Origin of the sequence: Aeromonas sobria, from assembly GCF_006243315.1 — a bacterium.
Classification (GTDB): domain Bacteria; phylum Pseudomonadota; class Gammaproteobacteria; order Enterobacterales; family Aeromonadaceae; genus Aeromonas; species Aeromonas sobria_A.
This window is the reverse complement of record NZ_NKWE01000023.1, coordinates 109,824-132,315: the sequence shown is the minus strand read 5'-3', so window position 1 is coordinate 132,315 and position 22,492 is coordinate 109,824. Positions and strand designations below refer to the sequence as shown.

General features: G+C 55.0%; 22 protein-coding genes and 1 CRISPR repeat array. Of the genes, 13 read left to right on the top strand and 9 right to left on the bottom strand.

Translation table 11 applies throughout. From position 1 onward, the window contains the following. Positions 1-163 precede the first annotated feature (163 nt). The gene (locus tag CF137_RS07720; RefSeq protein WP_139718594.1) at positions 164-1,402 is read left to right on the top strand and encodes an integrase domain-containing protein; all 1,239 of its coding nucleotides are present in this window, start codon (positions 164-166) and stop codon (positions 1,400-1,402) included. Between the two features lie 230 nt (positions 1,403-1,632). After that, on the top strand, positions 1,633-2,505 hold the full coding sequence (locus tag CF137_RS07715) for a hypothetical protein (protein WP_139718593.1): 873 nt from the start codon (positions 1,633-1,635) through the stop codon (positions 2,503-2,505). A 149-nt stretch (positions 2,506-2,654) separates the two neighbouring features. Here the strand turns inward: CF137_RS07715 and CF137_RS07710 are convergent, their stop codons facing one another. Then, entirely contained in the window at positions 2,655-3,776 is a 1,122-nt protein-coding gene (locus tag CF137_RS07710; protein ID WP_139718592.1) for a YagK/YfjJ domain-containing protein, read from the bottom strand. 258 nt (positions 3,777-4,034) lie between these two features. Next, entirely contained in the window at positions 4,035-4,268 is a 234-nt protein-coding gene (locus CF137_RS07705; RefSeq protein WP_139718591.1) for a helix-turn-helix transcriptional regulator, read from the bottom strand. A 629-nt stretch (positions 4,269-4,897) separates the two neighbouring features. Here CF137_RS07705 and CF137_RS07700 point away from each other — a divergent pair. The 11 genes from CF137_RS07700 to radC all read left to right on the top strand — a co-directional run bounded on the left by CF137_RS07700 (position 4,898) and on the right by radC (position 12,303). Further along, positions 4,898-5,848, top strand: coding sequence for a DUF932 domain-containing protein (locus tag CF137_RS07700; protein ID WP_139718590.1), 951 nt, complete (start codon positions 4,898-4,900; stop codon positions 5,846-5,848). A 94-nt stretch (positions 5,849-5,942) separates the two neighbouring features. Next, on the top strand, positions 5,943-6,932 hold the full coding sequence (locus tag CF137_RS07695; protein ID WP_139718589.1) for a YqaJ viral recombinase family nuclease: 990 nt from the start codon (positions 5,943-5,945) through the stop codon (positions 6,930-6,932). Then, positions 6,929-7,909 carry a recombination directionality factor gene (locus tag CF137_RS07690; RefSeq protein WP_139718588.1) on the top strand — a complete coding sequence of 327 codons (981 nt, stop codon included), beginning with the start codon at positions 6,929-6,931 and terminating at the stop codon, positions 7,907-7,909. Before CF137_RS07695 ends, CF137_RS07690 begins: the two co-directional genes overlap by 4 nt. A 301-nt stretch (positions 7,910-8,210) precedes the next feature. Beyond that, positions 8,211-8,759: a recombinase family protein gene (locus tag CF137_RS07685; RefSeq protein WP_139718587.1), complete on the top strand. Its 549-nt coding sequence runs from the start codon at positions 8,211-8,213 to the stop codon at positions 8,757-8,759. A 179-nt stretch (positions 8,760-8,938) separates the two neighbouring features. Next, positions 8,939-9,259 (top strand): hypothetical protein, encoded by a 321-nt coding sequence (locus CF137_RS07680; protein ID WP_139718586.1) that lies wholly within the window; start codon positions 8,939-8,941, stop codon positions 9,257-9,259. Between the two features lie 10 nt (positions 9,260-9,269). Next, complete coding sequence (locus CF137_RS07675; protein ID WP_139718585.1) at positions 9,270-10,028, top strand: hypothetical protein; 759 nt, start codon at positions 9,270-9,272, stop codon at positions 10,026-10,028. Positions 10,029-10,092: 64 nt separating this feature from the next. Continuing rightward, positions 10,093-10,569 carry a lecithin retinol acyltransferase family protein gene (locus tag CF137_RS07670; RefSeq protein ID WP_139718584.1) on the top strand — a complete coding sequence of 159 codons (477 nt, stop codon included), beginning with the start codon at positions 10,093-10,095 and terminating at the stop codon, positions 10,567-10,569. 28 nt (positions 10,570-10,597) lie between these two features. After that, positions 10,598-11,023 carry a DUF2787 domain-containing protein gene (locus tag CF137_RS07665; protein WP_139718583.1) on the top strand — a complete coding sequence of 142 codons (426 nt, stop codon included), beginning with the start codon at positions 10,598-10,600 and terminating at the stop codon, positions 11,021-11,023. 9 nt (positions 11,024-11,032) lie between these two features. Beyond that, a complete protein-coding gene (locus tag CF137_RS07660) occupies positions 11,033-11,443 on the top strand; it encodes a hypothetical protein (RefSeq protein ID WP_139718582.1) in 411 nt (136 codons plus the stop codon). Further along, on the top strand, positions 11,436-11,693 hold the full coding sequence (locus CF137_RS07655; RefSeq protein WP_139718581.1) for a hypothetical protein: 258 nt from the start codon (positions 11,436-11,438) through the stop codon (positions 11,691-11,693). The genes CF137_RS07660 and CF137_RS07655 overlap by 8 nt, the downstream gene beginning before the upstream one ends. A 109-nt stretch (positions 11,694-11,802) precedes the next feature. Next, the gene (gene radC, locus CF137_RS07650; protein ID WP_042081045.1) at positions 11,803-12,303 is read left to right on the top strand and encodes a RadC family protein; all 501 of its coding nucleotides are present in this window, start codon (positions 11,803-11,805) and stop codon (positions 12,301-12,303) included. Between the two features lie 141 nt (positions 12,304-12,444). Further along, positions 12,445-14,191: direct repeats of the CRISPR family, unit length 32 nt; unit sequence GTTTCAATCCACGCGCCCGCGGAGGGCGCGAC. A gap of 176 nt (positions 14,192-14,367) precedes the next feature. On the opposite strand, the gene cas2 is transcribed toward radC, so the two are convergent. The 7 genes from cas2 to cas3 are packed head-to-tail and all read right to left on the bottom strand — an operon-like array spanning position 14,368 to position 22,366. Continuing rightward, positions 14,368-14,661, bottom strand: coding sequence for a CRISPR-associated endonuclease Cas2 (gene cas2, locus CF137_RS07645; RefSeq protein ID WP_047435408.1), 294 nt, complete (start codon positions 14,659-14,661; stop codon positions 14,368-14,370). A 12-nt stretch (positions 14,662-14,673) separates the two neighbouring features. Next, positions 14,674-15,708, bottom strand: coding sequence for a type I-C CRISPR-associated endonuclease Cas1c (gene cas1c / locus CF137_RS07640; RefSeq protein ID WP_139718580.1), 1,035 nt, complete (start codon positions 15,706-15,708; stop codon positions 14,674-14,676). Then, positions 15,705-16,334, bottom strand: a complete 630-nt coding sequence (cas4, locus tag CF137_RS07635) for a CRISPR-associated protein Cas4 (protein ID WP_139718579.1) — start codon at positions 16,332-16,334, stop codon at positions 15,705-15,707. The genes cas1c and cas4 overlap by 4 nt, the downstream gene beginning before the upstream one ends. Before the next feature lie 37 nt (positions 16,335-16,371). Further along, positions 16,372-17,220 (bottom strand): type I-C CRISPR-associated protein Cas7/Csd2, encoded by an 849-nt coding sequence (gene cas7c / locus CF137_RS07630; protein ID WP_139718578.1) that lies wholly within the window; start codon positions 17,218-17,220, stop codon positions 16,372-16,374. A 10-nt stretch (positions 17,221-17,230) separates the two neighbouring features. Further along, the gene (cas8c, locus tag CF137_RS07625) at positions 17,231-19,147 is read right to left on the bottom strand and encodes a type I-C CRISPR-associated protein Cas8c/Csd1 (RefSeq protein ID WP_139718577.1); all 1,917 of its coding nucleotides are present in this window, start codon (positions 19,145-19,147) and stop codon (positions 17,231-17,233) included. After that, on the bottom strand, positions 19,144-19,872 hold the full coding sequence (cas5c, locus tag CF137_RS07620; RefSeq protein ID WP_139718576.1) for a type I-C CRISPR-associated protein Cas5c: 729 nt from the start codon (positions 19,870-19,872) through the stop codon (positions 19,144-19,146). Before cas5c ends, cas8c begins: the two co-directional genes overlap by 4 nt. Beyond that, positions 19,862-22,366 carry a CRISPR-associated helicase Cas3' gene (gene cas3 / locus CF137_RS07615; RefSeq protein ID WP_139718575.1) on the bottom strand — a complete coding sequence of 835 codons (2,505 nt, stop codon included), beginning with the start codon at positions 22,364-22,366 and terminating at the stop codon, positions 19,862-19,864. Before cas3 ends, cas5c begins: the two co-directional genes overlap by 11 nt. Positions 22,367-22,492: the final 126 nt, after the last annotated feature.

Here is a 22,492-nt window from a genome sequence, read left to right as displayed (position 1 = left end):
ATACCGGTCCAACAGTGACCAACGAAGTACAAGGAACCCGCATAGCATAAGGCTTTGCGGGTTTTTTGTTGTCTTGTGCTGTCCAATAGGGTGCGTTGCCATCCAGCCCTTTTAGGCATATCGTTAGGCATATCGTTTTGTATGCCTTCCGGAGCGTATGCCTATGCCTCGTATCACCCGCCCCTTGTCCCCAACCGAGATCAAAGCAGCCAAGCCAAAAGAGAAGGAATACACCCTCTGTGACGGGGCTGGTCTGGAGCTCGTCATCAAGCCCAATGGCTCCAAGTTGTGGCGCCTGCGTTACTACCGCCCCCTTACTAAACAGCGAAACATGATCAGCTTTGGCTCCTGGCCGGAGATGTCGTTGGCTGACGCGAGAGAGAAACGATCCGAAGCCAAAACGTTGCTGCAACAAAACATCGATCCCCAACACCATCGTGATGAGCAGGCATCCGCCGCGTTATCTCAGAATGAGCACACCTTTGAAGCCGTTGCCAAGCGCTGGTTTGATGTTAAGTGTCCTTCCGTCACCCCGGCATATGCCGAGGATCTCTGGCGTTCGCTCGAAATGTACCTCTTCCCCGAGATTGGCACTGTGCCCGTGATGGAGATAAAGGCGCAGGGAGCTATCAAGATCATCGAACCCATCGCCGCTGCAGGAAAACTCGAAACTGTGCGTCGTCTCACCCAGCGGGTGAACGAGATCATGACCTTCGCCGTCAACTCTGGTCTGATCGATGCCAACCCTTGCTCGGGGATAAGCAAGGTCTTTCAGCGGCCAGCCAAACAGCACATGCCTAGCATTAATCCCAACCAACTGCCGGAACTGATGAACAGGCTATCGAAGGCCAGCATCAATTTGCAGACCCGCTGCCTTATCGAATGGAGCCTGCATACCTTGGCTCGCCCCAGCGAGGCGGCCGGAGCACGGTGGGCAGAGATCGATATGGAAAAGAAACTCTGGCGGATCCCACCAGAGAGAATGAAGAAGCGCAGAGGTCATGACGTGCCCTTGACGCCACAGACCCTTGCCTACCTAGACCTCATGCGGCCAATCAGCGGTCATCGTGAATTTATCTTCCCAGGACTACGAAATCCCAAGACACATACCAACGAACAGACAGCCAATGCCGCTTTGAAACGGATGGGTTATGAAGGGACCTTAGTCGCTCACGGCCTGAGAGCCTTGGGCAGCACGACCCTTAATGAGAAAGGATTTGATCGAGACGTCATTGAGGCCGCTTTGGCACACTCTGACAAAGATGAGGTGCGTAGTGCATACAACCGCACGGATTATCTGGAACGTCGCCGAGAAATGATGGTCTGGTGGTCAGAACATATAGATGCAGCATCCAGAGTCGGTTCAGCGCTGACATGGATACCACCAACAATGGCGGGTTGAATCGCCACCAGTGATCTAGACACGTCCCAGCCGTTCTAGGGCAGGATCGTCTACTGGGGCGAGGTCAGTCTATCTATAGCGTCATCCTCAGTCTGTGGGGGCAGGCCTGACTAAGCTCCGGCGATTCTGGAGAACTTAGGCGACGAAGCTCACACTTACACAACTCGGCCTTAACTGTCCGTTTTCGGTGTGGTACTCAGTAGAGCATGTAGTACCAACTGGGAACACACATGGAAACGACCAACAATGATGGCTCCAAACTGCGCGATAAGCTCAAACACCTACATGGTGCGGCACATGATCTAAAAAACAAGCTGCTCAAGTTTGAGCTTATTTCCCAAGATGACTTACTGCAAACGGCACAGCTCTGTAGCGTTCTTCTTCGTAACGAACGGCGGCTGCGAGCTTGGCAAGTTCACAGTGAAGCGCCTAAACCAACTGGCTTACCTCCGTTTGAAGTAAAAAAGGGGCACTATGTTAATTGCCCTAAGATCCTGATGCCTGCTCGCCTATATCTACGACTTGCCTACCTAGACTTCCGGCGGCAGCGGTATGAGCAAGCATGGGGCAATCTCATCAAAGCCAGCTATTACATCGGTGTTGTCGATACAGCTTTTTGCTTCCTCTCACTTAGCAAACAAGCACAGGCTAAACGGGGAGGTACCAAACTGCGCGGAGTTAAAGCACGAGCCCGAGAATTGCTTACAGAACTGCAGCCCCGTGGTGAGACAGCAGAAGGAGGCTTGAGAGGTTGGAATGGGGATGTTAAATCTGCGCTAAATGCCATTCGTGACCAATTGATGTTTGAGATTAAGCAAGGCAAGTTGGTCTGGGATTTTCCACCACCACCTAACAACGACACTGACCTATTCAATAGAACGCAAAAAAACCTTCGGAAATGGCTCAAGCCTGGTGGCATTTTACATTACGACTTTAAACACAAAGATACCGCCCGCCCACCACCAACTGCGCGTTCTGAAGCTGAGTTCTGTGCATGGGTTGACAGTTTCTCGGTTAACCCGATGCGTATAGAAGCCTCACAGGTTATCAAAGATCATATTCCGGCGACAAAACAGTCCAGCGAATACTGGGACTGGGAATAGCTATTAGCAACGATGCTGATGCGACTCAGGCTAATCCTCTGTTTCGGTGAATAGTTCCTCTTGGGTGCTGCACATGTGAACAAAGGGGTCAAACGCTGCTAACTTAGGAAGCCTTTCAAGGCTTCCTTTCGAGATAAAGCCGTAGCCCATTAATCACCCAAATGCTTCTCCAGCTCACCCTCTTTCAAGTAAAGTAACTCCCCTAGTCGGCGATTCTTAGGCCTGATATACGTCCGGTTACGCACCGGACCGGGCTTGGGCTGTGTATTTCTCAGAAGCTCTCCACGAAAGAAAACCCTACCAGCGCCCCCTCTCGGCCCCACCCCAGTGGGTGGCTTCATGTACAGCTCCGGCTTGGTCATGTAGTCGATGGCCAGCTCGGTGTTTTTGCGCATCTTGCTATCCATGTAGTGGATCAATCCTATCCCGACCTCCTTGTACGTGCGCTTGTGAAAATTGCAGTTGTAGTAACGCCCCTGCTCGCCAGTCAGCTGCACCCAGTACTCCCCAATCTGCCGGGCAATAACGACATCCTCACGTCTCTTGGAGCCGTTGTAGATGAACATGCAATGCAAATGAAAACCCGCCCCAGGAGCAAACTCCAGCTTAGCCGCATAGCCTACAAAGTCATCAAAAATACAGTTGTTCTTTCGGTTGTTAAGCAGCCTACGGAACTGGCCGAGTAGCTTGTCTGGGGAGCGATGACGCCACACAGGCCCCAACTCCTGATGGTGCAAATCAATACGTAGCAGTAGCAGCTTCTGATGCCGCTCAAAGAGCGCATCAATATAACGGACCAGACTAACTCGATTTTTCTTAGGCCCCAGCATAAAGCGGTGCACAGCGTTACGATGATCTGGCGTGCTGAGTTTCTCACGTAATAGCGCAATGTACTGCTGGAGCCCCGCATCCAACCGCTGCCTCGCGGTAGGGGCCAGCGGATAAGGCTGTTGAAGCAGATCGACCAGTTCCGCAGAAACCGGGTAGCCGAGGCATGCTTCTAGGTCGGGATGCAGTCGGAACATTCTCATTGCCCTCAGAAGCGTAGAGGCCTCCAGCATTGGCTTTAGCCACCGACAAGTGCGTTTGAACTCTCGATGGTCCCAAACCTTTGGCTCTTTAGGCAGGAGATGGAATAACGCTTTGGAGAGCTTCTGAGCGCTCTTCAACGCAGTGCTAACCAATAGGCCAGGACCGGCCTGATAATCCTCCCATTCTGAACTATGTGGAATAGCATGCAGCGATTTACTCGCTGCTTTATCAACGCTCATAGATGGCCCTCATGCTTTTAATGCGCATAGCTTAACCAGGGCTGTAATAAGTACAGCCTGTATGTAACGTGTGGTTGTATTACGGCACTGTGGGTGCCGATATATTCTGTGTGGCAGAGCTTCGATTAGATAGACACAGGTATATAGATTAGGTAGATATCAAATATACCCATATCGCTCTTACTCTTGACGCCTGTAATTTACAGATGGCCATACTCAATATGGCAAGCCTAGCCTTGCTTTTTATCTACGCTGTTACTATTCAAAGTTAAGTGCTGACCAGAAGCTATTGTCGCGCCCCTCCAACCATGCATCTATTTCATTACTCATCCACCCAACGACCATTCTTCCCAGCCTTTTCTTGGGAGGAAATGTACTATCGAACCGAGGGGATTTTGGATTGGTCCAGTCATATAGGGTCGAACGAGATATACCCAATTTGTCTGCGACTTCTCGGACTCTGAGTAGTTTATTTTGGCTGTGGTTTGACATGTGAGTATCCTTCCCGTTTGATGATGAGAAGGAGGGTAACGAGACTTTTCCGATCACGCCAGCAGGCTTTTTCCCCCAACCGGTTGAGGTCGGAATTAAAGTGAGAAATGCACAAGTTAGGGTTCCCAACACCTACATACAAGTTAGTAAAACCCTGTGATTACGCGTGCTGTAGAGCATTGCGCGGGGCGAGGGCCCGGTGCCTAGGTTCGTCACCGTATGCGTAGACAAAGGTATTGGATGTGGAACGCTCCCGCCCCCGTGTTCAACTGCGACTAAAGCCCCTTGCAAGCAGCAATCGAGATCATGTTTCGACGCGTATCTCGGCTAAGCCGATAAAGGCGTAGGAAATAGTCGATGTGAAGTCCGACAACGCAAAGCCCATTGACTATCTGGTACTAAGTAACTCGTTTCCTATTGGCATTGCAGCTAATACATTTGTGCTTCTGTAAAAATTAACGGATAAGGCATTACAGCATGCTCTCGCCTTACCTGAACCTCACAGCATCTTTATCTACGAGGAAAAAGCGTCAGCAATATTTTACATGAATCTCAACTCGAGCATTTCTCAAACCCACATTACCTCCTGACAAATATGGGATACCGATCCCGCAAACCAGGAGATACACATGGCTCACCTCATCGACACCATGGCCTACACTGGCCAAACCCCTTGGCATGGCCTTGGCAATGTCTTACCCCCGCAACAATCTCTCGATATCTGGCTGCAGGCTGCGGGGATGGATTGGACCATCGAGCAGAGTGACGTAATGTTTAACGTCGCCTCCGATGCACTCCATATTCGCCCTTATTCAGACAGCAAAGTTCTGTACCGCTCTGATAATCTGGAGCCTCTATCCGTCGTCTCTCGCCGATATAATGTGGTACAGCCTCACGAGGTGCTGCACTTCTATCAAGACCTGGTGGAAGCCGGTGGCTTTGAGCTGGAAACAGCAGGCTCGCTTAAAGGCGGCCGCAAGCTGTGGGCACTGGCTAAGACCGGCCAGGATCTAAAACTCAAAGGCAATGACTTGGTAAAGTCCTATCTGCTGCTGGCGACCAGCTGCGACGGCACGCTCTGCACCACGGCACAGTTCACGTCTCTACGAGTGGTCTGCAATAACACCCTGCAGATGGCACTGCGCGGCGCTACCGGCGCCATCAAGGTACCCCACTCCACTCAGTTCGACGCGGCCGCCGTCAAAGAGTCGCTTGGGCTAGGGCTGTCTCATTGGGATGAGTTCAAGACGCAGACCAAGGCGTTGGCACAGCGGCCAGTCGCCCCTGAAGAGGCACTGCGCTTTTTCAGCGACCTGTTGGCGCAACCGCTGGATGAGGAGAACATCATCCTCACCAAGCCGGTACAACGGCTGCATGAGCTCTATCAGGGCGCTGGCATGGGCTCAGAGCTTGCCAGCTCTCGCAATACCGCCTGGGGGCTGGTCAATGCGGTCACCGAATACGTGGATCACCACCGCCGCGCTCGCAGCCAGGATCACCGGCTCGATTCCGCCTGGTTTGGTCAGGGCGCCCAACTCAAATCCCAAGCCCTGAATCAGGCATTCACTCTGCTGCAGTAATTCCGCTTCCCCATTCAAACCGCATAACGACCTCACCCGGACTGGCGCAAGCCAATCCGGGCGTTGGCGTTTATGCCGTTAACAAGGAGTCGTCATGAAAACAAAAGCCAAATATGGCCAAGCCCTGCGGCTGGCCTCCACTACCCAGTTATCCCGCGAGCAGTGGCTTGCTATCCGCAAGCTCGGCATTGGTTCTTCCGATGCCGCCGTGGCAGTGGGGCTATCCCCTTACAAGTGCCCGCTCAGCCTGTGGCTGGAGAAAACCGGTCGCAAGGAGCCGGAGGATATCTCCCACAAGGAAGCAGTACTGTGGGGCATCGAACTTGAACCGGTCTTGGCGCAGGTCTATGCCAAACGCACCGGCTACAAGGTGCGCAAAGTTAATGCGGTGCTGCAACACCCCGAGCAAGCCTTCATGCTCGCCAACCTCGACCGAGAAGTAGTCGGCCATCCCGATGGGCCGGGCATTCTGGAGATCAAGACCGCCAGCTATCACAGCGCCCCCCAGTGGGAGGATGGGGTGCCGGTGGCCTACCAGTGTCAGGTACTGCATCAACTGGCCGTCACTGGCCATGCCTGGGCAGAAGTGGCAGTGCTCATCGGCGGCCAGGATTTTCGGATTTACCGCATCGAGCGCGATGAGGAGAAGATCCAGGATCTCACCGAGCGGGAAGCGCAGTTCTGGCAGATGGTGCAACAAGACCAGCAACCCGAGCCTGACGGCTCCACTGATGCCGCCAATGCCCTGAGCTGGCTGTTTCCGCGTGACGATGGCCAGACGGTGGATCTCTCCGATTCTCCCGAGTTCAACAAGCTGTTTGGCGAGCTGCTGCGCTTGCGTCAGCAAAAGGAAGCCGTCGAGCTGCAGGAGTCACAGCTCAAACAGCGGCTGCAAGCCACCTTGGGTGAAGCGACAGCCGGGCTGTTTGCCGATGGCAAGATCACCTGGAAGCGCAGCAAAGACCGGCTGGCACCGGATCTCGATAAGCTCGGACAGGATCATCCCGACCTGCTCACCCGCTACGTCAAACCGGTGCCTGGTGTGCGCCGTTTCACCATTCAACCCTTGAGGCAAACACCATGATCAAAGGACTGGCGATTACCCCGCCCGTGATCGGGCGGATCTGCATCGGCAAGCTGGTGCAAAAACAGGATAAGTGGGTACCGGAGAAGGATGACAGCTTCACCCTCACCACTCAGGTACAACAAAAAGGGGGATGGTTGCTCCATCCCCTGCATCAACACTATTCATCGCAGAAAAGTGGCCAAGGGCTGGAGCAGACCAAGATCCGCGCCATTCCGGTGCGGGTGCTGTTCAACGACAGCGACTTGAATCTGCGGGCGGAATACAGCGCGTTTGACCGGCAAACCGGCAGGCCGCTCTGTGTCGGGAATGGAGAGGTGGCAAGACGCGTGGGGGCACAAGGCATGGAGGAGGTCAGTTGCTCTGGACCAGAGCGCTGTACCTTTGCAGGGCAACAGGGCTGCAAGCTGTACGGGCGACTGAACCTGTTTGTGGAGGGGCAAGGGGATGAGCTGGGCAGCTTTATCTTCCGCACCACCGGCTACAACTCGGTACGCACCCTGGCGGCGCGACTGAAGTACCTGGAGGCTGTGAGCAGCGGCCATACCCGCTATCTGCCACTCATCCTGCGGCTGCGAGCCAAAAGCACCACCCAGTCCTACCGCACACCAGTCTACTACGTGGATTTGACCTTGCGGGAAGAGACCAACCTGACCGAGGCAATCAGACAGGCACACGAGGCCGCCCAGCGTGACCAAGAGGCTGGCCTTGCCATCGACCAGATGGAGCAAGCTGCTCGCGAGCTGCTGCGTAACGGCCAGTTTGAGGATATCGATGAAGAGGTGCCTATGCTGCTGGAGGAGTTCTATCCCGAAGCCAGCGCTGACGAAACGAATGGTAACGCGAGTGCGGAGGCGACAACCTCGCATAGCGCACCGCAAAGCCAAGCAACCAAAACCCCTCAGAGACCACAACCAAGAAGGAGCCCACTCACCAACAAATTGGGGAAAGGGAGCCCATCTTCTTCCCCCAGTTAACCGCTGATGGTCCTCGGGAACTGGCAAGCTGTTCAACAAAGCCCCCCACTGAACCGTGAGGCCCTCTCTAAAGGGCCAAGTTCACGACTTCATGCCCGATTGCACTCGCCAATCGATATCCACGGCAATCACAGAATTGCTCGCCAATGGAGCCAACTGCTGGCGCTAGGTCAATAGCTCAGGCCCTAGTGACATGCACGAATACGCACTCAATAGGCACTGTTTTCAAGTCAATAGGGTTGGTTTCAGGCTTTTGACTGGTGCCGTCATTGTACCCTGCCCTATTGACCAGGAGGAGACCATGACACTGGTGGGTTATGCACGCGTGAGTACCGTCGGGCAGAGCCTGGACACCCAGCTTCAGGCGCTGGCTGAGTGCAGCACGATTTTTCAGGAGAAGGTCAGTGGAGCCAGGGACGACCGCCCCCAATTGGCCCTGTTACTGAACTCTGTGCGTAAGGGGGATGTGGTGTTAGTCACCAAGCTGGATCGCTTGGCTCGCAACACCCGTCACCTGTTGGAGATCTCGGAGTATCTGCAAAGCAAGCAGGTAGCACTGAGGATTTTGAATCTGGGGATCAATACCTCGACCCCCACCGGCAAGCTGATGCTCACCATGATCGGTGCTATCGCCACCTTCGAGCGAGAGCTGATGCTGGAACGGCAAGCCGAGGGGATTGAGTTAGCCAAACAGCGGGGGGTCTACAAGGGACGCAAACCGACTGCAATGGCCAAAGGCAATGAGGTGCTGGCGTTGCTGGCACGAGGGCTGAGCAAAGCCGAGACCGCAAGACAGGCAGGGATCAGCGTCTCGAGCGTACAGCGCATCCTCAAGGCAACTGAACAATAAACAAGGAGAGAACACCACGACGACCGGCTCTACACCCCACATACCCGCCGAGCTTCACCTGATGCATTAATGGGGCTTTGCAATTCAGCCCGGCAACCGACTTCCCTATTCCCCCTCTACCCGACTGCTGGCGCTTTGGCGCTGGCTGGGGGGCTTTTATGCGCAATTGAGGAAATATCATGAAACGTTACTTTGCTATAGCGGGCCTGCTTTTTCTGGCCCTGACCATCAACATCGCCTGGACCGGCAAAGCCCCTTGGCTCGGATTCTGGGGGCTGACCGCCACCTTAGTGTTCGGCACGCTCTTTACCGGGATTGGCATGTGTATCGGGGAATGGTTTCGCCGCTTCACTCATCCGGACTGGATCTCGACCAGCGGTGCTGTCGAAACCTTCAAGGCCAAAGTGCTTTGGCTGATGGGGCCACAGGCCATCGTGGCGTTGATCGGCTTTTTCGCCTTTCAGGGCTTTATGAACAACATCCTCGGCTACGCCGTGTAAGGAGTTTGAGATGTATCAATTGATGATTGCCCTGCTGAGCTTGTTGCTGGCACCCGCAGTGCTGGCGTTTGGTGACCATGGTCGCTGGAATGACGGTTGGGGTCAGGGGGTGACGGAGTACTCGGCGACGGTCGACGACGCGACCTATCTCTATCTCTCGTGCCGAATGGGTCAGCTCAGCCGCATCACGCTCAATCAGGCGGGGCAAGCACCGACGGAGGCTGTCAGTTTACGCATCGATGGTCATACCTATCCCCCGCTACCGAGCATGGTGGCAGGGAATGACAGTAAGACGTTCTATGACATGTGGGCCGCACTGCGCTCAGCCAAGTCGCTGCAAGCTATCACCCAGGATGGCCGAACCGTATCGCTGCCTGTGGTTGGTGTACAAGAGACCCTGACTGCAGCCACGGACGCAGCCTTTGACTGTGCCTTTCCAGCTCCTGAGCCTGAACCTGAACCTGAACCTGAACAGGCTACAGCCCCACTGATGTTTGAGCTGCAGAAATCACCTGGTGTCCTTCGTGTACTGTCACGCAACGACCAACTCGCTATCACGGGAGTCACCGTTAACCGAGGCCAGTGCAAAGTACATGAGCAGACCATGGGATATGACACCAAGGGCAATCGGATAGGTTATGTCCCGGTGTTCCCGCTTTCACTGGCGTTCGGCAAACAAGCCATGTTCACCATGGCTACACGCCAGTGTCAGGTGCTGGAGGTAGTCATTCATACTGACCGGGGGGATGCCAGTTACACCTTCGAGTAAGCAATAACACCTCTCTCTACGCCCGGTCTTGCACCGGGTGTTTTCTTTTGTAAAAGGAGCAGATATGCAACCAGGTGACCATCTGGTCGTAAGCCGATGGGGCTATGACCATCACGGCCTCTACGCAGGAAATGACCAAGTTATTCACTACACAGGTCCCTTCTCCAGTGAAGGACCGATGACGGGCCGCATTGTTGTATCACCGGTGGAGATATTTGCAGGTAACTGCGACTGTTACCTGCGTGAGTACAGCCACCGTTACTACGGCCCTAGCGAAAGCCTGGCGCGAGCGCATCAACGGCTGGGAGAGCGGGCCTATAACCTGCAGTTCAACAACTGCGAGCACTTCGTGACTTGGTGCATCCAAGGTGTGCATCACAGTGAGCAGGTGGATCAGGCGTGGAGCACCGCCTTGCTAGCCATCACGCTTGCACAAACGCCCGTGCCGCCAATTCGCACCACCGTTCCAACTCTCCCCACACTGCTCACACCGCTGACGAACAAGCTACCAACCTGGCTACTTCCCTGGCGACTGCGCTAGTCCCAACCCTTTTTATTCGGAGCACACCATGACTATTCCCTTTTTCCGGGACGGCTTTGCCCTGCCCGTTGACCAAGCATTGCTGGTTCAGCTTAACCAGGAAGTCACTAAAACCGAGCTCAATCTTGAGCGCTTAACCCAACTGACCTTCAACTTTCGCAACCCCGGCTACAGTGTCGAACAAGGCGGCGTGCACCCAGTCGAGATCCGGCTGATCCGTGGGCTCGATGGCTGGCTGTTCGATTACGTCACCGACTTCAGTTATCAAGGGCTGGGGCAGGATGCCGAGCTCTGCAAAGAGCTCGATTTCAACTTCCTCGATGGGGAGCACACCATGTTGGGCTGGGGACCACTGCGACTGGCCGAAGCGCGGGAGCTGTTCGATATCTGGCAGAGCAACTTCATTGCCTACTGCCGGTTGGAGTGTTTCAGCGTCACGGTCGCAGGAGATTAGGAGGACACGATGAGCCAAGAATTAGCGCTCTCCCACTACTCACGTCAGTGGTTGGGACAAGTTGCCACCAACGCCAAGATAACCCCCACCCGCATTAGTCAGCGATGGCTGCTGCACCTGACACCGGATAGCCCATACATCCGCACAGTCACCCTGCAGGTCCGTTGGTCTGGCGTGCAGTGGCAACTGCTCACCATCAGCAATGCCGATGACGGGCGCACTATGAGCCAGCCGAGAGATGAGATCTGTATCGACCCTAAACACAGCTGTTTCTGGCGTTGCCAAGAAGGGCCAGTCTCACTCACCGATCAGCCTCGCGTGCTTGCAAACTTCCTGGCTGACCTGCAGCGCATCTGCATCCATCGCGGCTATGCCGTGGAGAGTGACACCATCGCCGACAAGGAGAGCGAAGATGATTAACGCCATGATCGCCATCGAGCTGGAGGGTTATCTTGAGCACGATGGTCAGATTGAAGCTGTACATGACCGAAACCAGCCGGTGGACGGTTATGCCCTCTACCTGCGCTATGAAAACGAACAGGGCAATGCACTGGCTCAATGGCTGTGCGACCACCCGGATCACCGCTGGCTAACCCAGCTAGGCACCCTGCTTGCAACCAGTTACCACGTCCCGTTGCACGACTACACCACTCACCCCCTTGCGGTCTGAACACCGCCAACCAATCCTGCAACCACCACATTTACCAACCCATTAACCAAACACCTCGCCTCCCCTGCCGCATCCCACGCGGTGGGGCGATGGCGTATGGAGCACCATCATGCTGCATCACAAACTGATCGCCGGGGAGCAACCCGGCACTTATCTCGTCACCGATCTGGTTAACGAAGATGATTTGTTAAATATCGCCAACCAGATTGCGCGCCAGAAACTGGCAAAGGGCGTCGCGATTACAGACAAACACTTAGCACAACAGGCGCTGCAAACCCTGCTGCAGAGTAGGGAGCACGAAGTATTTGCCATGCTGTTTTTGGATAACCAGCATCGGATCCTGGCATATGAGGAGCTGTTTCGCGGTACGCTAAGCAGTGCCTCCGTCTACCCACGGGAAGTAGTTAAACGTGCGTTGGCGCTCAATGCTGCTGCCCTGATGCTGGTGCATAACCACCCATCTGGTCACCCTGAACCCAGCCGAGCAGACATAGAAATAACCCAGCGACTGCAGAGTGCTTTGGCTCTGGTTGATATCCGAACCCTGGATCATCTGGTTGTGGGCGGCGAAGGCATCGTGTCGCTGGCAGAGAGAGGAGTACTTGCCTAACGAATAAGGGCTCAGCCAAGCTATCCTTCGGCCTTGCTGAACCCTTTTCTTTTTATTTTTTCAGGTGAGGCGCACCAATGATCCTAGATTGGCCCCTTGAATATCCAGATCCTATCTAACCACATCACCGCCTCACATCCATTATTAATCCACGCGCCCGCAGGAGGCGCGACCTCGTTCTGCACCGCGTCAGTGATGTGCATGATGTTTCAATCCACGCGCCCGCAGGGGGCGCGACACTCATCCGGGCGCATGATGTGGTTCAGCATGTTGTTTCAATCCACGCGCCCGCGAGGGGCGCGACATCAGCCCCGTGATTTTCTGACTCGTTGGAGCTGTTTCAATCCACGCGCCCGCGGGAGGCGCGACTTACCGATAGAGAGTGCATATTCGAGCCGCATCAGTTTCAATCCACGCGCCCGCGGGGGGCGCGACTCACCAAGCCGATGATCCGCCGCTTCTACAACTGGTTTCAATCCACGCGCCCGCGGGGGGCGCGACGCCATGACGCAGGACATTTTCAACTTCATGCTCGTTTCAATCCACGCGCCCGCGGAGGGCGCGACCTTACGATCTTCATCGTCGAGGTAGTCCTCAACGTTTCAATCCACGCGCCCACAGGGGGCGCGACCCAGAAGATCGGCGTTGAGCATCTTGGCTACGGTGTTTCAATCCACGCGCCCACGGGGGGCGCGACTTGTAGCGGGCCGAACTCGCCATGATCGGCTTGTTGTTTCAATCCACGCGCCCGCGGAGGTCGCGACAGTTCGGGTTTGTATTGCCGCCACTGGTTGAGTGGTTTCAATCCACGCGCCCGCGGAGGGCGCGACGGGGGTGCTGGCGGTCTGCTCGCTACCATCCCAAGTTTCAATCCACGCGCCCGCGGAGGGCGCGACTCCTGGAATACGGTGTTGCCCTTACCGCTTGGGTAGTTTCAATCCACGCGCCCGCGGAGGGCGCGACCCGGCGCTATCAGTGGGGCCGACAGAGATCACCTGTTTCAATCCACGCGCCCGCGGAGGGCGCGACGGTACCGACGGGTACATCCAGACATCGGTAAAAGGTTTCAATCCACGCGCCCGCGGAGGGCGCGACGTCTTGCGCCATACGTTCGCCAGCCACTTCATGATGTTTCAATCCACGCGCCCGCGGAGGGCGCGACCTGCATCCATCAGCCGCGACAAGGCCAAAGAGCTGTTTCAATCCACGCGCCCGCGGAGGGCGCGACTGCCATAGCGCAGCCCGGCGGCCGTGATCGACCAGTTTCAATCCACGCGCCCGCGGAGGGCGCGACTCGTTGATGAGGTAGACCCCGTCATAGCTGAGATGTTTCAATCCACGCGCCCGCGGAGGGCGCGACCTGTAGCAAAGGCAATGGATACTCTATCTAAAGATGTTTCAATCCACGCGCCCGCGGAGGGCGCGACGCAGATGAAATAGAGCGCCTGTTCCTGTTGCTTGTTTCAATCCACGCGCCCGCGGAGGGCGCGACTGGATCACCTGAACGACCAAGCCGCATCAGAAGCTGTTTCAATCCACGCGCCCGCGGAGGGCGCGACCAACCCACTCAAGGGCACCGCTCTGGATCTGCTCGTTTCAATCCACGCGCCCGCGGAGGGCGCGACATGACATCGAGTTCACTGCCTCGCTCATCACAGAGTTTCAATCCACGCGCCCGCGGAGGGCGCGACTTCGCTCACGTTGCTACCTCTGCTGATAGGTTTGGTTTCAATCCACGCGCCCGCGGAGGGCGCGACGACCGGCGAGCGCCACTACTACTGCGCTAACTCGTTTCAATCCACGCGCCCGCGGAGGGCGCGACACCAGTGCGCCGCCATCTGGAAAAACATCGAGCAGTTTCAATCCACGCGCCCGCGGAGGGCGCGACCGTCTTCTTGCAAAGACAGAAACCGCCTATCGGAAAACGGTATTCTGCGCCAACCCATGTCAGTTGGATCACAGATAGACGATCCCGAAAGGCGGCCTTTCAATATATCGCGATTTATCAATTAGTTAAAAAATTGCCAATCTTCCGGATTTTTAATGAGCACTAGCGGTTGGCGTTCAGATAATCAGGTCACTCTTGAAGATATCGAGGGCGGGTTTGGCGCCATGATGCTCCACCTTGCTGCGCCACTCCTTTCCGAGACGATAAAAACGCAGGCTATCGACATCCGGATCATAGGTCTTTAACAGTTGATCCCGAAACCGCACCCACTGATCTGGTTCCACTTCGCATTCAAACACCGAGTACTGTACGCGCACACCATAGTCCAGACAGATTTTTGCCAGACGGCGCAGACGCCGAGGCCCGTCAGGATCTTCCAGAGAAACATCGTAGGTCACCAATATCATCATGGCTGTACTACCTCACCGATGAATATAGGGCGGATATTCCACCAAATCACCGCGCAGATGTTGCGCAAGCAACATTGCCTGCACATGCGGCAGCAGGCCGACGGCTACTTTTTCACCCAAGAACGGATGGGTAACTTCTTCCTGCTTTCTGGCTTGCCAGCTCTGTAACAACAACCGTCGGGTATCCTCTTTCATAGCAACGCCACCCAGCATATCGGTTGTAAAATCACCCACCTTGACCTGCTGACGATTGATCAGGGTCAACACCAATCGATCCACTATCGGCGCCCGAAACTCCTCCAGCAAGTCCAACGCCAAGCTATCCCTTCCCGGCCGTTCTTCGTGCAAGAACCCCACTTGTGGATCCAGACCCACCCCCTGCAGCGCGCCACTGATCTCTTTCGAAAGCACGGAATACATAAATGACAACATGGCATTGACGGGATCCTTGGGGGGACGCCGAGTCCGGCCATCAAAAACGAACCCCGTTTGCGAGTTGATTAGCTGACTGAATACCCCGAAATAATGACGGGCCGCCTCCCCTTCAAAACCCAGGATCCGCTCCAGATCGCTCTGGCTTTTCAACTCAGCCACGATCTGCCGTAACCGATACGCCGCTGCAGAGACATCCGGATTTGAACCATACGTTCGAAGATGCCGTTGCAGCACTACCCGCGAGGAGTGCACCTTTGCCACGACAATGTTGCGGGCAATATGGTTTTCACGACTATCCACGCAATCCGCGCGGCGAAACTGGGCGCGCCGCAGCAAGACATTCCCGGTTTGTTTGCCCACCACCCGGGCCTGAAAACGGCCGAAGGCATCGTAAAACGCCAGCTGTGTGCCGTTTTCACCACAAAAGCCCATCAACTGCGGCGACACCAGCACATTGCCAAAGCAAAAGATGTTACCCACCGAATGAATGGGTATCTGCAACAATTTTTTGCGTTGCCCCTCGACCGTCTGCTCCACCAGCAGCGTTTCCCGCTCCTTGTGCAGATAGGCGCCATCGCGAGTGATATAGAGGCTGTTTTGCAATTTTTTCACTCGTCGCCCTCCTGCATTGAGAATAGATCCGCTACGTAGGTTACTGAACGATCCCTGGCCTGATATTCCGGCTGACACCACTCTTGCAATGAACAAGCCTGACAATGCTTGCCCGGCTTCACATGTGGGGTCTCACCTGATTTCAGTAATAGGGCAACCTGCTCGATGACCTGATGGGTCTGCTCCCGCAGTACCGCATCCAGCACCACTTCTGTCCGACGCCGTATCTGCCAATACCAGAGCGCCCCCCGCGGTATGGACTGGCCGGTCATCTCCTCCAGACACAGAGCCTGGGCACACAACTGGATAGCATCGGCATCATGGCTCTTGGGTTTGCCACGCTTGTATTCCACAGGCAGTAACTCCCCACTGACCAGATCCTTTTCCAGCAGATCAAGCTTGCCGGTCAGGCCAAGACGAGGGGCACTGACCAGTACCCCACGCTCATAACGCACGCCCTTGCGCGTCTCCGGCTCACCCTGATCCACGCGCTGATGCAGCAACTGCCCCTGTGCTGTCAGCCAGTTTTCGGCCCAGACCTGACCGTTATGGATCAGGGCACATTGCCTTGGACAAAACGCATAGTGCTGCAAAGCAGAAAGCTGGATCAGGCGGGGATCGTCCATTGTTTTCACCAACAGTGATCATCCAAGGCAATGACAATCAAAAACCTTCGATAATTTCCGGCACCAAGCCGTCAAGGGACTCGACTGAAATGTCACCTTCTGCATTAACCATCAGAGAACGGTGTACCTTAGCCGAGGAGTATTGGCCTGCTTTACAATTGTGTTTCCACCAAATCACCTTAACGACTTCCATGCTACCTTCAGGCCTTGCAGATGAAGCATCATTCTCGAAAAGCCGGGGCAGCACTGACTTGAAGATGTCAGCATCCGCATCACTGAAGCCGGTTTTTTCAGCCAATTGCGGATTAATACTGCCATAGCACTCATAAATGCTCATGCCATCAACGCGATGCTTCATGCCCATTGTGTCAGAACCACGCTTACTGCCATCACCTTCACCATTCACGCTCTTGGTGATCTGGGTGCTGGTGATACTGACCGGTTCCTTGCTGAAAGCTGACTGCACCGTCACCGGGCCCCGGACTGGTATAGAAACACCGCTGGCGTCAGCGTCTTTGCCAAAGGCAAAAACCTGACCGAAGGCGCGGACATCGAACCACTTGGCACAAGCCTTCTTGGCTGCGTCGTCCTTCTTGGTTTTCTTCGGGTTCCAGTTGTCTTTACCCAAACCATTCAAACTGGACTCGGCGCGATTACGCAGACTGGTTTCGTCATCCGTTTTGCGATCATCAGATTGCACAAAGATGGATTGACCGGCCTCCTGCAGCCGATCACGCAACTTGCGTTTGATACAAACATCGGTGATCTCACCAAAGCCACCGTAATCGGTGCGCGGGCGATTGCCATTGAGCGGATCACCATTGGGATTGGCATTCTTCACGCGCAGAACCAGGGCGTAGTCGATCTTGTTTTGTAATGTGCTCATAGGTGGCTCCTTAGCCGGCTACGGTTTCTTCGGTGGATTGTTCTTCAGCACTGGCGGCATCGCCAGAGCGCAGCGCTTGCCGCTGGCAGTGATACCCCAGGAGAAATTCGCCAGTAAGTTGCGAGTCTTTGGTGAAGTCCTCACTCTGGAAAAGCCCCATTACTTCATCCAGCAATTTTTCCATGGCATACAGGAAACCCGCCCTTTTGGTGCGCAAACGGGTCTTGTAGGATGAAAGTGACAGCTCTATCGTTTTCCATGTGGAATAGGGCCGGTCAGCAAAGCGCTGCATCAACCGCGCAGCCATGGTGTCACGCTTTTCGCCAGCTACGAACAGCGCCCGGCTTTCAATATTTTCGGCCACAGCCAACAGGCGGCCATAGAGATAATCGCGGGTAATTCGGTCTTGCTCTAGTGCCATTTGGTAATTCCTTTGTTTGTTATGCCCCCTGAAAAGCGCACAGGCGATACCCAAGCACTTTTCCCATTCCCAATGCTCTTTGAAACCAACCCGATTGCTGGCACGTCGTGTTGTCGTCTCAACGAGATCCCGCGGCAGTTGCGAACCATCAATAATGCAAGGTAACAGTCTCTCGACAGTGGCTTTGCTCAGCTTGTCATCCAGCCTGCGACCATAAGCCGCTTCGGCAATATCTCGTGGCGCGGGCGCGCCTATGAACTTCCTGTCCTTACCGAAATACTGTGGCCATGCGCTATTTGCATGCCAAGCTTCGATACGATTCAGGAATTCAGAGCCTTTCAACTCGCGGTAGAAGGTGATACCCATGCGTCCAGGTGTCGCTGAGTCAATGCCCATGACAACGATATCTGTACTGGGATCAAGCTTGGTGCCGTAGCCTGCTATTGCGCGCTTAAGCCGCAGAGCAAACGACTGGGCTGTGTCGGCATGGCCGGTGGCCGTTGAGGTTTCGGCAGGCTCAATACCGAAAAGATCCAGAGTGCTGGCAAAAGGATCAGGTACAGGCTGCCCCGTCACGGCCCAGCTCACAATCACTTGCTCGCTATTGCGCGAACCTTGTCGTGGGATCAGCCAGCGCAACGCGTTGTGTGCTTTCTGTGTGACTTCAAATCCCACCGAAACGGCCTCATCTGCGCCGAGAAATCTGCCCCTAAATGTGTAGCCAGCCGTGTCGTTTGATGAAATCAGCTTGGCCTTGTCACCGCCATGCCTGAGTTTTGCGGGATGCTGAACGGCCAGTGCCATTTCAGTACCGGCTGCCATGCAGTATCCCCGCATGCTCTGCGTACTTTGGTAATGCTTGACCCAAGCAGAGATCAGTTCCGCATCTTCCCATGTGGCCGACACAGGATTGCCGATTTCTTCGACGCGCCAGCGAACAAAAGCATCTTCAGGCGTTTGCGTCGCCTGGATCACTTTAAAAATGGCAGGGGCTGCATCTTTGTCACCCTGCCAAGATTTCATCAGCATGCCATCAGAATGGATCGGAAGAACTCCTGCTGAAACCAGATCAGAAACCAAGGTTCCGCGTTCCAAATACTTAAGAACTGCTTTTAGCTTGGGATGGGAATATGGTGATGCTGCCCATGCCCGCAAATCCTTTAAGAGCGAAACGTGTGGTTCATCCGGTTTGGCCGTGAATCCGGAAGTTACCTTCCCGCCGAACCGTAGAAAATCCCCGGCGACATATTGCAGTTTGTCCGCGAAAGGGTGATTGACTGGCTTGGATCCAGCACGCCCACCAGACGACTCAGTACAAGGAATCATCGTGGTCGCAGATCCCTTGTCTATAACGGATGCCCTTCTGAAAACGCCGTCTTGATCTAGGACAACTTCGATTTGCACCTGTTGTGTTGTATGACAAATAGGCATCAAAGGTTCAGCACCCTCCGGCTCCCTTCCTACGCAAGCATCGTAAGTTTCATACAGCTTCTGAATCCAGCTCATGCCTGCGTCTCCAGTTCAGCCCATTCCTCATCTGCCGCATGCACTGTTTCACTCAACCCGAAAGTCTTCACGCTCATCGCCCGCACGCGCTTTCTAACGGAACATTGCTCAGGCCGGTCGAAGCGGATCACGCCGTCACGCATCACGATACGGGCGAAGCGCGCATGGAGCGCATCACCACCGACTTCGTCGGGGTAGTCGAAACCATGAAACATCAGGCCCAGCGCCAACTCGCCAGCACTATCTAGTTCACTGGCTCCCGATCCAAATTCACAGGGTTCGACATAGCCCAGGCAGTCACGAGTGCCGAGGAAAATATCCTGCCGACCGCCGCGCTCCAGCATGCGTCGGGCGATGTTGTGGTGCTTGTGCTCGTTGCGGTCGGCTTCGAGTTCAGGGCGCGCTGTATTCCATTCGAAATGGGCGCGAACTTGATACTCCACATCGGCCAAAAAGGTGTAGATCGCCAGCGTATTCCCGCCACTGTACTCCTGCGGCTTAGTGCCCTTGGTCTGGGTACGGATGCGCTTCATCACGCGCACTTCGTCGATGACCCAGACCAGCGTCGGCTTCCAGTAGATGGATTTACAGATGCCTTTCAGTGCTTCATACGTCGGCACCTGATACGAAAACTTCTCGCCACCTACCTTGGTGAGCGGATCGGTGAACAGGGCATAACGCCCCCACACCCTGAATTCAATGCTGTTGCGATGCTCAGTCGACATAGAGCGCCTCCATAGTGGATAAGGGCTCGGTTGAGACCCCGAACTGCGGGCTGTAATAACGAGGATCGAGGGTCAGGATACGAGCCTGTTTGTTGGGGTCGGCCGAATGAACGGCCCCAGCCTTCACGAGTTGCTCAAACACGTTGGGGAAGACGTTGACCGTAAATTGCTGAGCGCGGCGTAGCAGCGGCACATCCAATTCCACGTCAAAAGAGGCATGCAACTTCGCGATGATATCTATGCCTTCCGGGCCATAGGGCACAACGACTCCTTGCGTTGGGGCGTCGATGGCCTTAAAGGCTTTGGCTGCCGCCATGAAAGACTGATTCAGCATACGTTCAGGCGTTTTTCCATATTTGCGACGGCAGTCGGCATCGGCTCCCGAGTTTTCAGCCAACAGGTTAGCGATGGTATCATCACGCCCCAGCGCAGAGGCCGAGACACAGTAGTCCATTTCTTTCTGACGCTCGAAAAAGTAGTACTGATAGAAGTCGCTCAGTGCCACAGGCCCGAACAGGTTGTCGGCGTAACGTGCGGGGACAACGGCATAGTCATCCAGCAGCCGCAATGCGACGTCGCGCCCCTTGGCAATGTCCGGCAACCAGGTCAGTTTTTCGTCCTCAGGTCGAGGGTTGACGATATGGACAATGCCTGGCTCTGGCCGACCATTTCGATTGCAGCGGCCGGCCGCTTGCGCAATGGAATCCAGACCTGCGAGATAGCGGATGACCACACCAAAATCGACATCCACGCCCGCCTCGATCAGTTGCGTGCTGACGCACAGGATCGGTAAGCCTTCCGCCAGACCAGCCCGAACGTTGGCAAGCTCATCCTTACGATGGGCCGGGCACATATCGGTGCTGAGATGGAAAACCTGTCCCTGCTCTAGCTGCGTGTGGCAGAGCTCGAAGACTGCTTGCGCGGCACGCTTGGTATTAACGATGACAAGGCTGCTGCCTGCACGCCTCAGCTCATCCAGCGCGAGCTGTGCTACCTCAGCCACGCTCCAGCCACCCGGTTTACGTTGGTCGCGCACATCGACGCGCTTCAGGTCGGCAAAGAGCTTGTGCACATCCGGCATGATTTCGTGCTGTGCCGCCAGCCGGATCGCGCCTTTTTCCGCAGCCACCTTGTGAAGCAATGGTTGCGTGGCGGTGCAAAGCACAACGGTGCTATTGCACTGTTCGGTAAGAAAGTTGATGGCGTTATTGAATAGGTGGGTGCATTTGATGGGCAGGGTCTGCACTTCATCGAAGATCAGCACCGTATTGGCGAGCTGGTGCATGCGCCGGGCGCCACGGGTTCCAGCCCCGAACAAGGTCTCCAGAAGTTGCACCATGGTGGTGTAAACCACCGGGGCGTCCCAGTTCTCACACAGGATCTTCTCGCGCCAAGTCTGTTGCTCAGGCGTGACGCTGCTGTGATGTTCCAGCACTATTTTCCCGTGATCTTCCGGTGCATCTGCAGGTTCAAGGATGTCACGGACGACTTGCGCATTCTGCTCGATGATCGATGTGAAGGGGATAACATAGATAATCCGATCCAGCTTGCGCTGTTGTGCGTGATGGAGCGCAAAACGCAGGCTGGCTAGCGTTTTGCCACCACCCGTTGGGACGGTCAGCGTATAGGTACCGCCGGGCCGTGTTGCGGCATCAAGGCAGTGCTGCGAAATGTCCCTGCGCAAATGGTCGATAGGCCGTGTGGGTGACATGGCCGAGAGCTTGCGTTCCAGCCGAGCAATCAACGCTGGCCATTTGGCGTAGTCGCCGTTCGGGCGGAACAGTTTGACTCGCTGGTGTTCGAAATCGGCGGTGTCTATCCGGTCTGCGTCGATCAGGCAACTGAACAGGTAGCGCACTGCCAGCCCGATTTGTTGGTGGGCGTTTCGGAGCTTCCCTTTGTGGGGATCACGGTTTTTGGCAAAGATGTTGCCGATGCTGTTGCGCAGTTCTGTAAACAGTTCGGGCATACCCAGCAGTTCATCGATCCGCGCCATGAGCTCGGTATCAGCGGCACGACACACTTCATCCAGGTGTGTCTTTTCCTTAGCCTTGTTCATTCGACGGGAGAAGTTGTCTTCACCTTCCACATCCAAGCAATCAATCAGGCCGGAGTGATGCGATGCCACGCAAAGGGCAAGTACTTGAGCAAAGAGGGACTCCAGCCCCCCCCTTTCGGACAAAGCTCGCCAAATGTACTGCGCTCCTGCGCTAGAGTGATCTACTTTGCCACGCTGGGCATCAGCATCCACATAGTCATCTTCGTCACAATTCACTAGACCAAGTGCGGATTGGATATAATCCTGAAACTCTTGGCTGTACTTGCCAATGTCATGCAATAACCCAATCAACTCACCTGCCAGAGCAATATTCAACTTCCCGGCAAATCCGGCAGCTAGTAACCCCACGCTCTGCAGATGTTCACCGACCAAATGCGTTGTATTGTCACGCTTTCGGTAATGAGCCATCGCTGGTTTAACAGTCAGAGGATCCATTGACTGCCTCTTGTTAAAAAGGGATTGCTCGCTATGCATGGGATCCTCATGATCTACCAATAACTACTCGTTGCTGAAGCCGTTGATTAAAAAGAACAAGTTTCTAGTGAGGCCATCATACAGAGT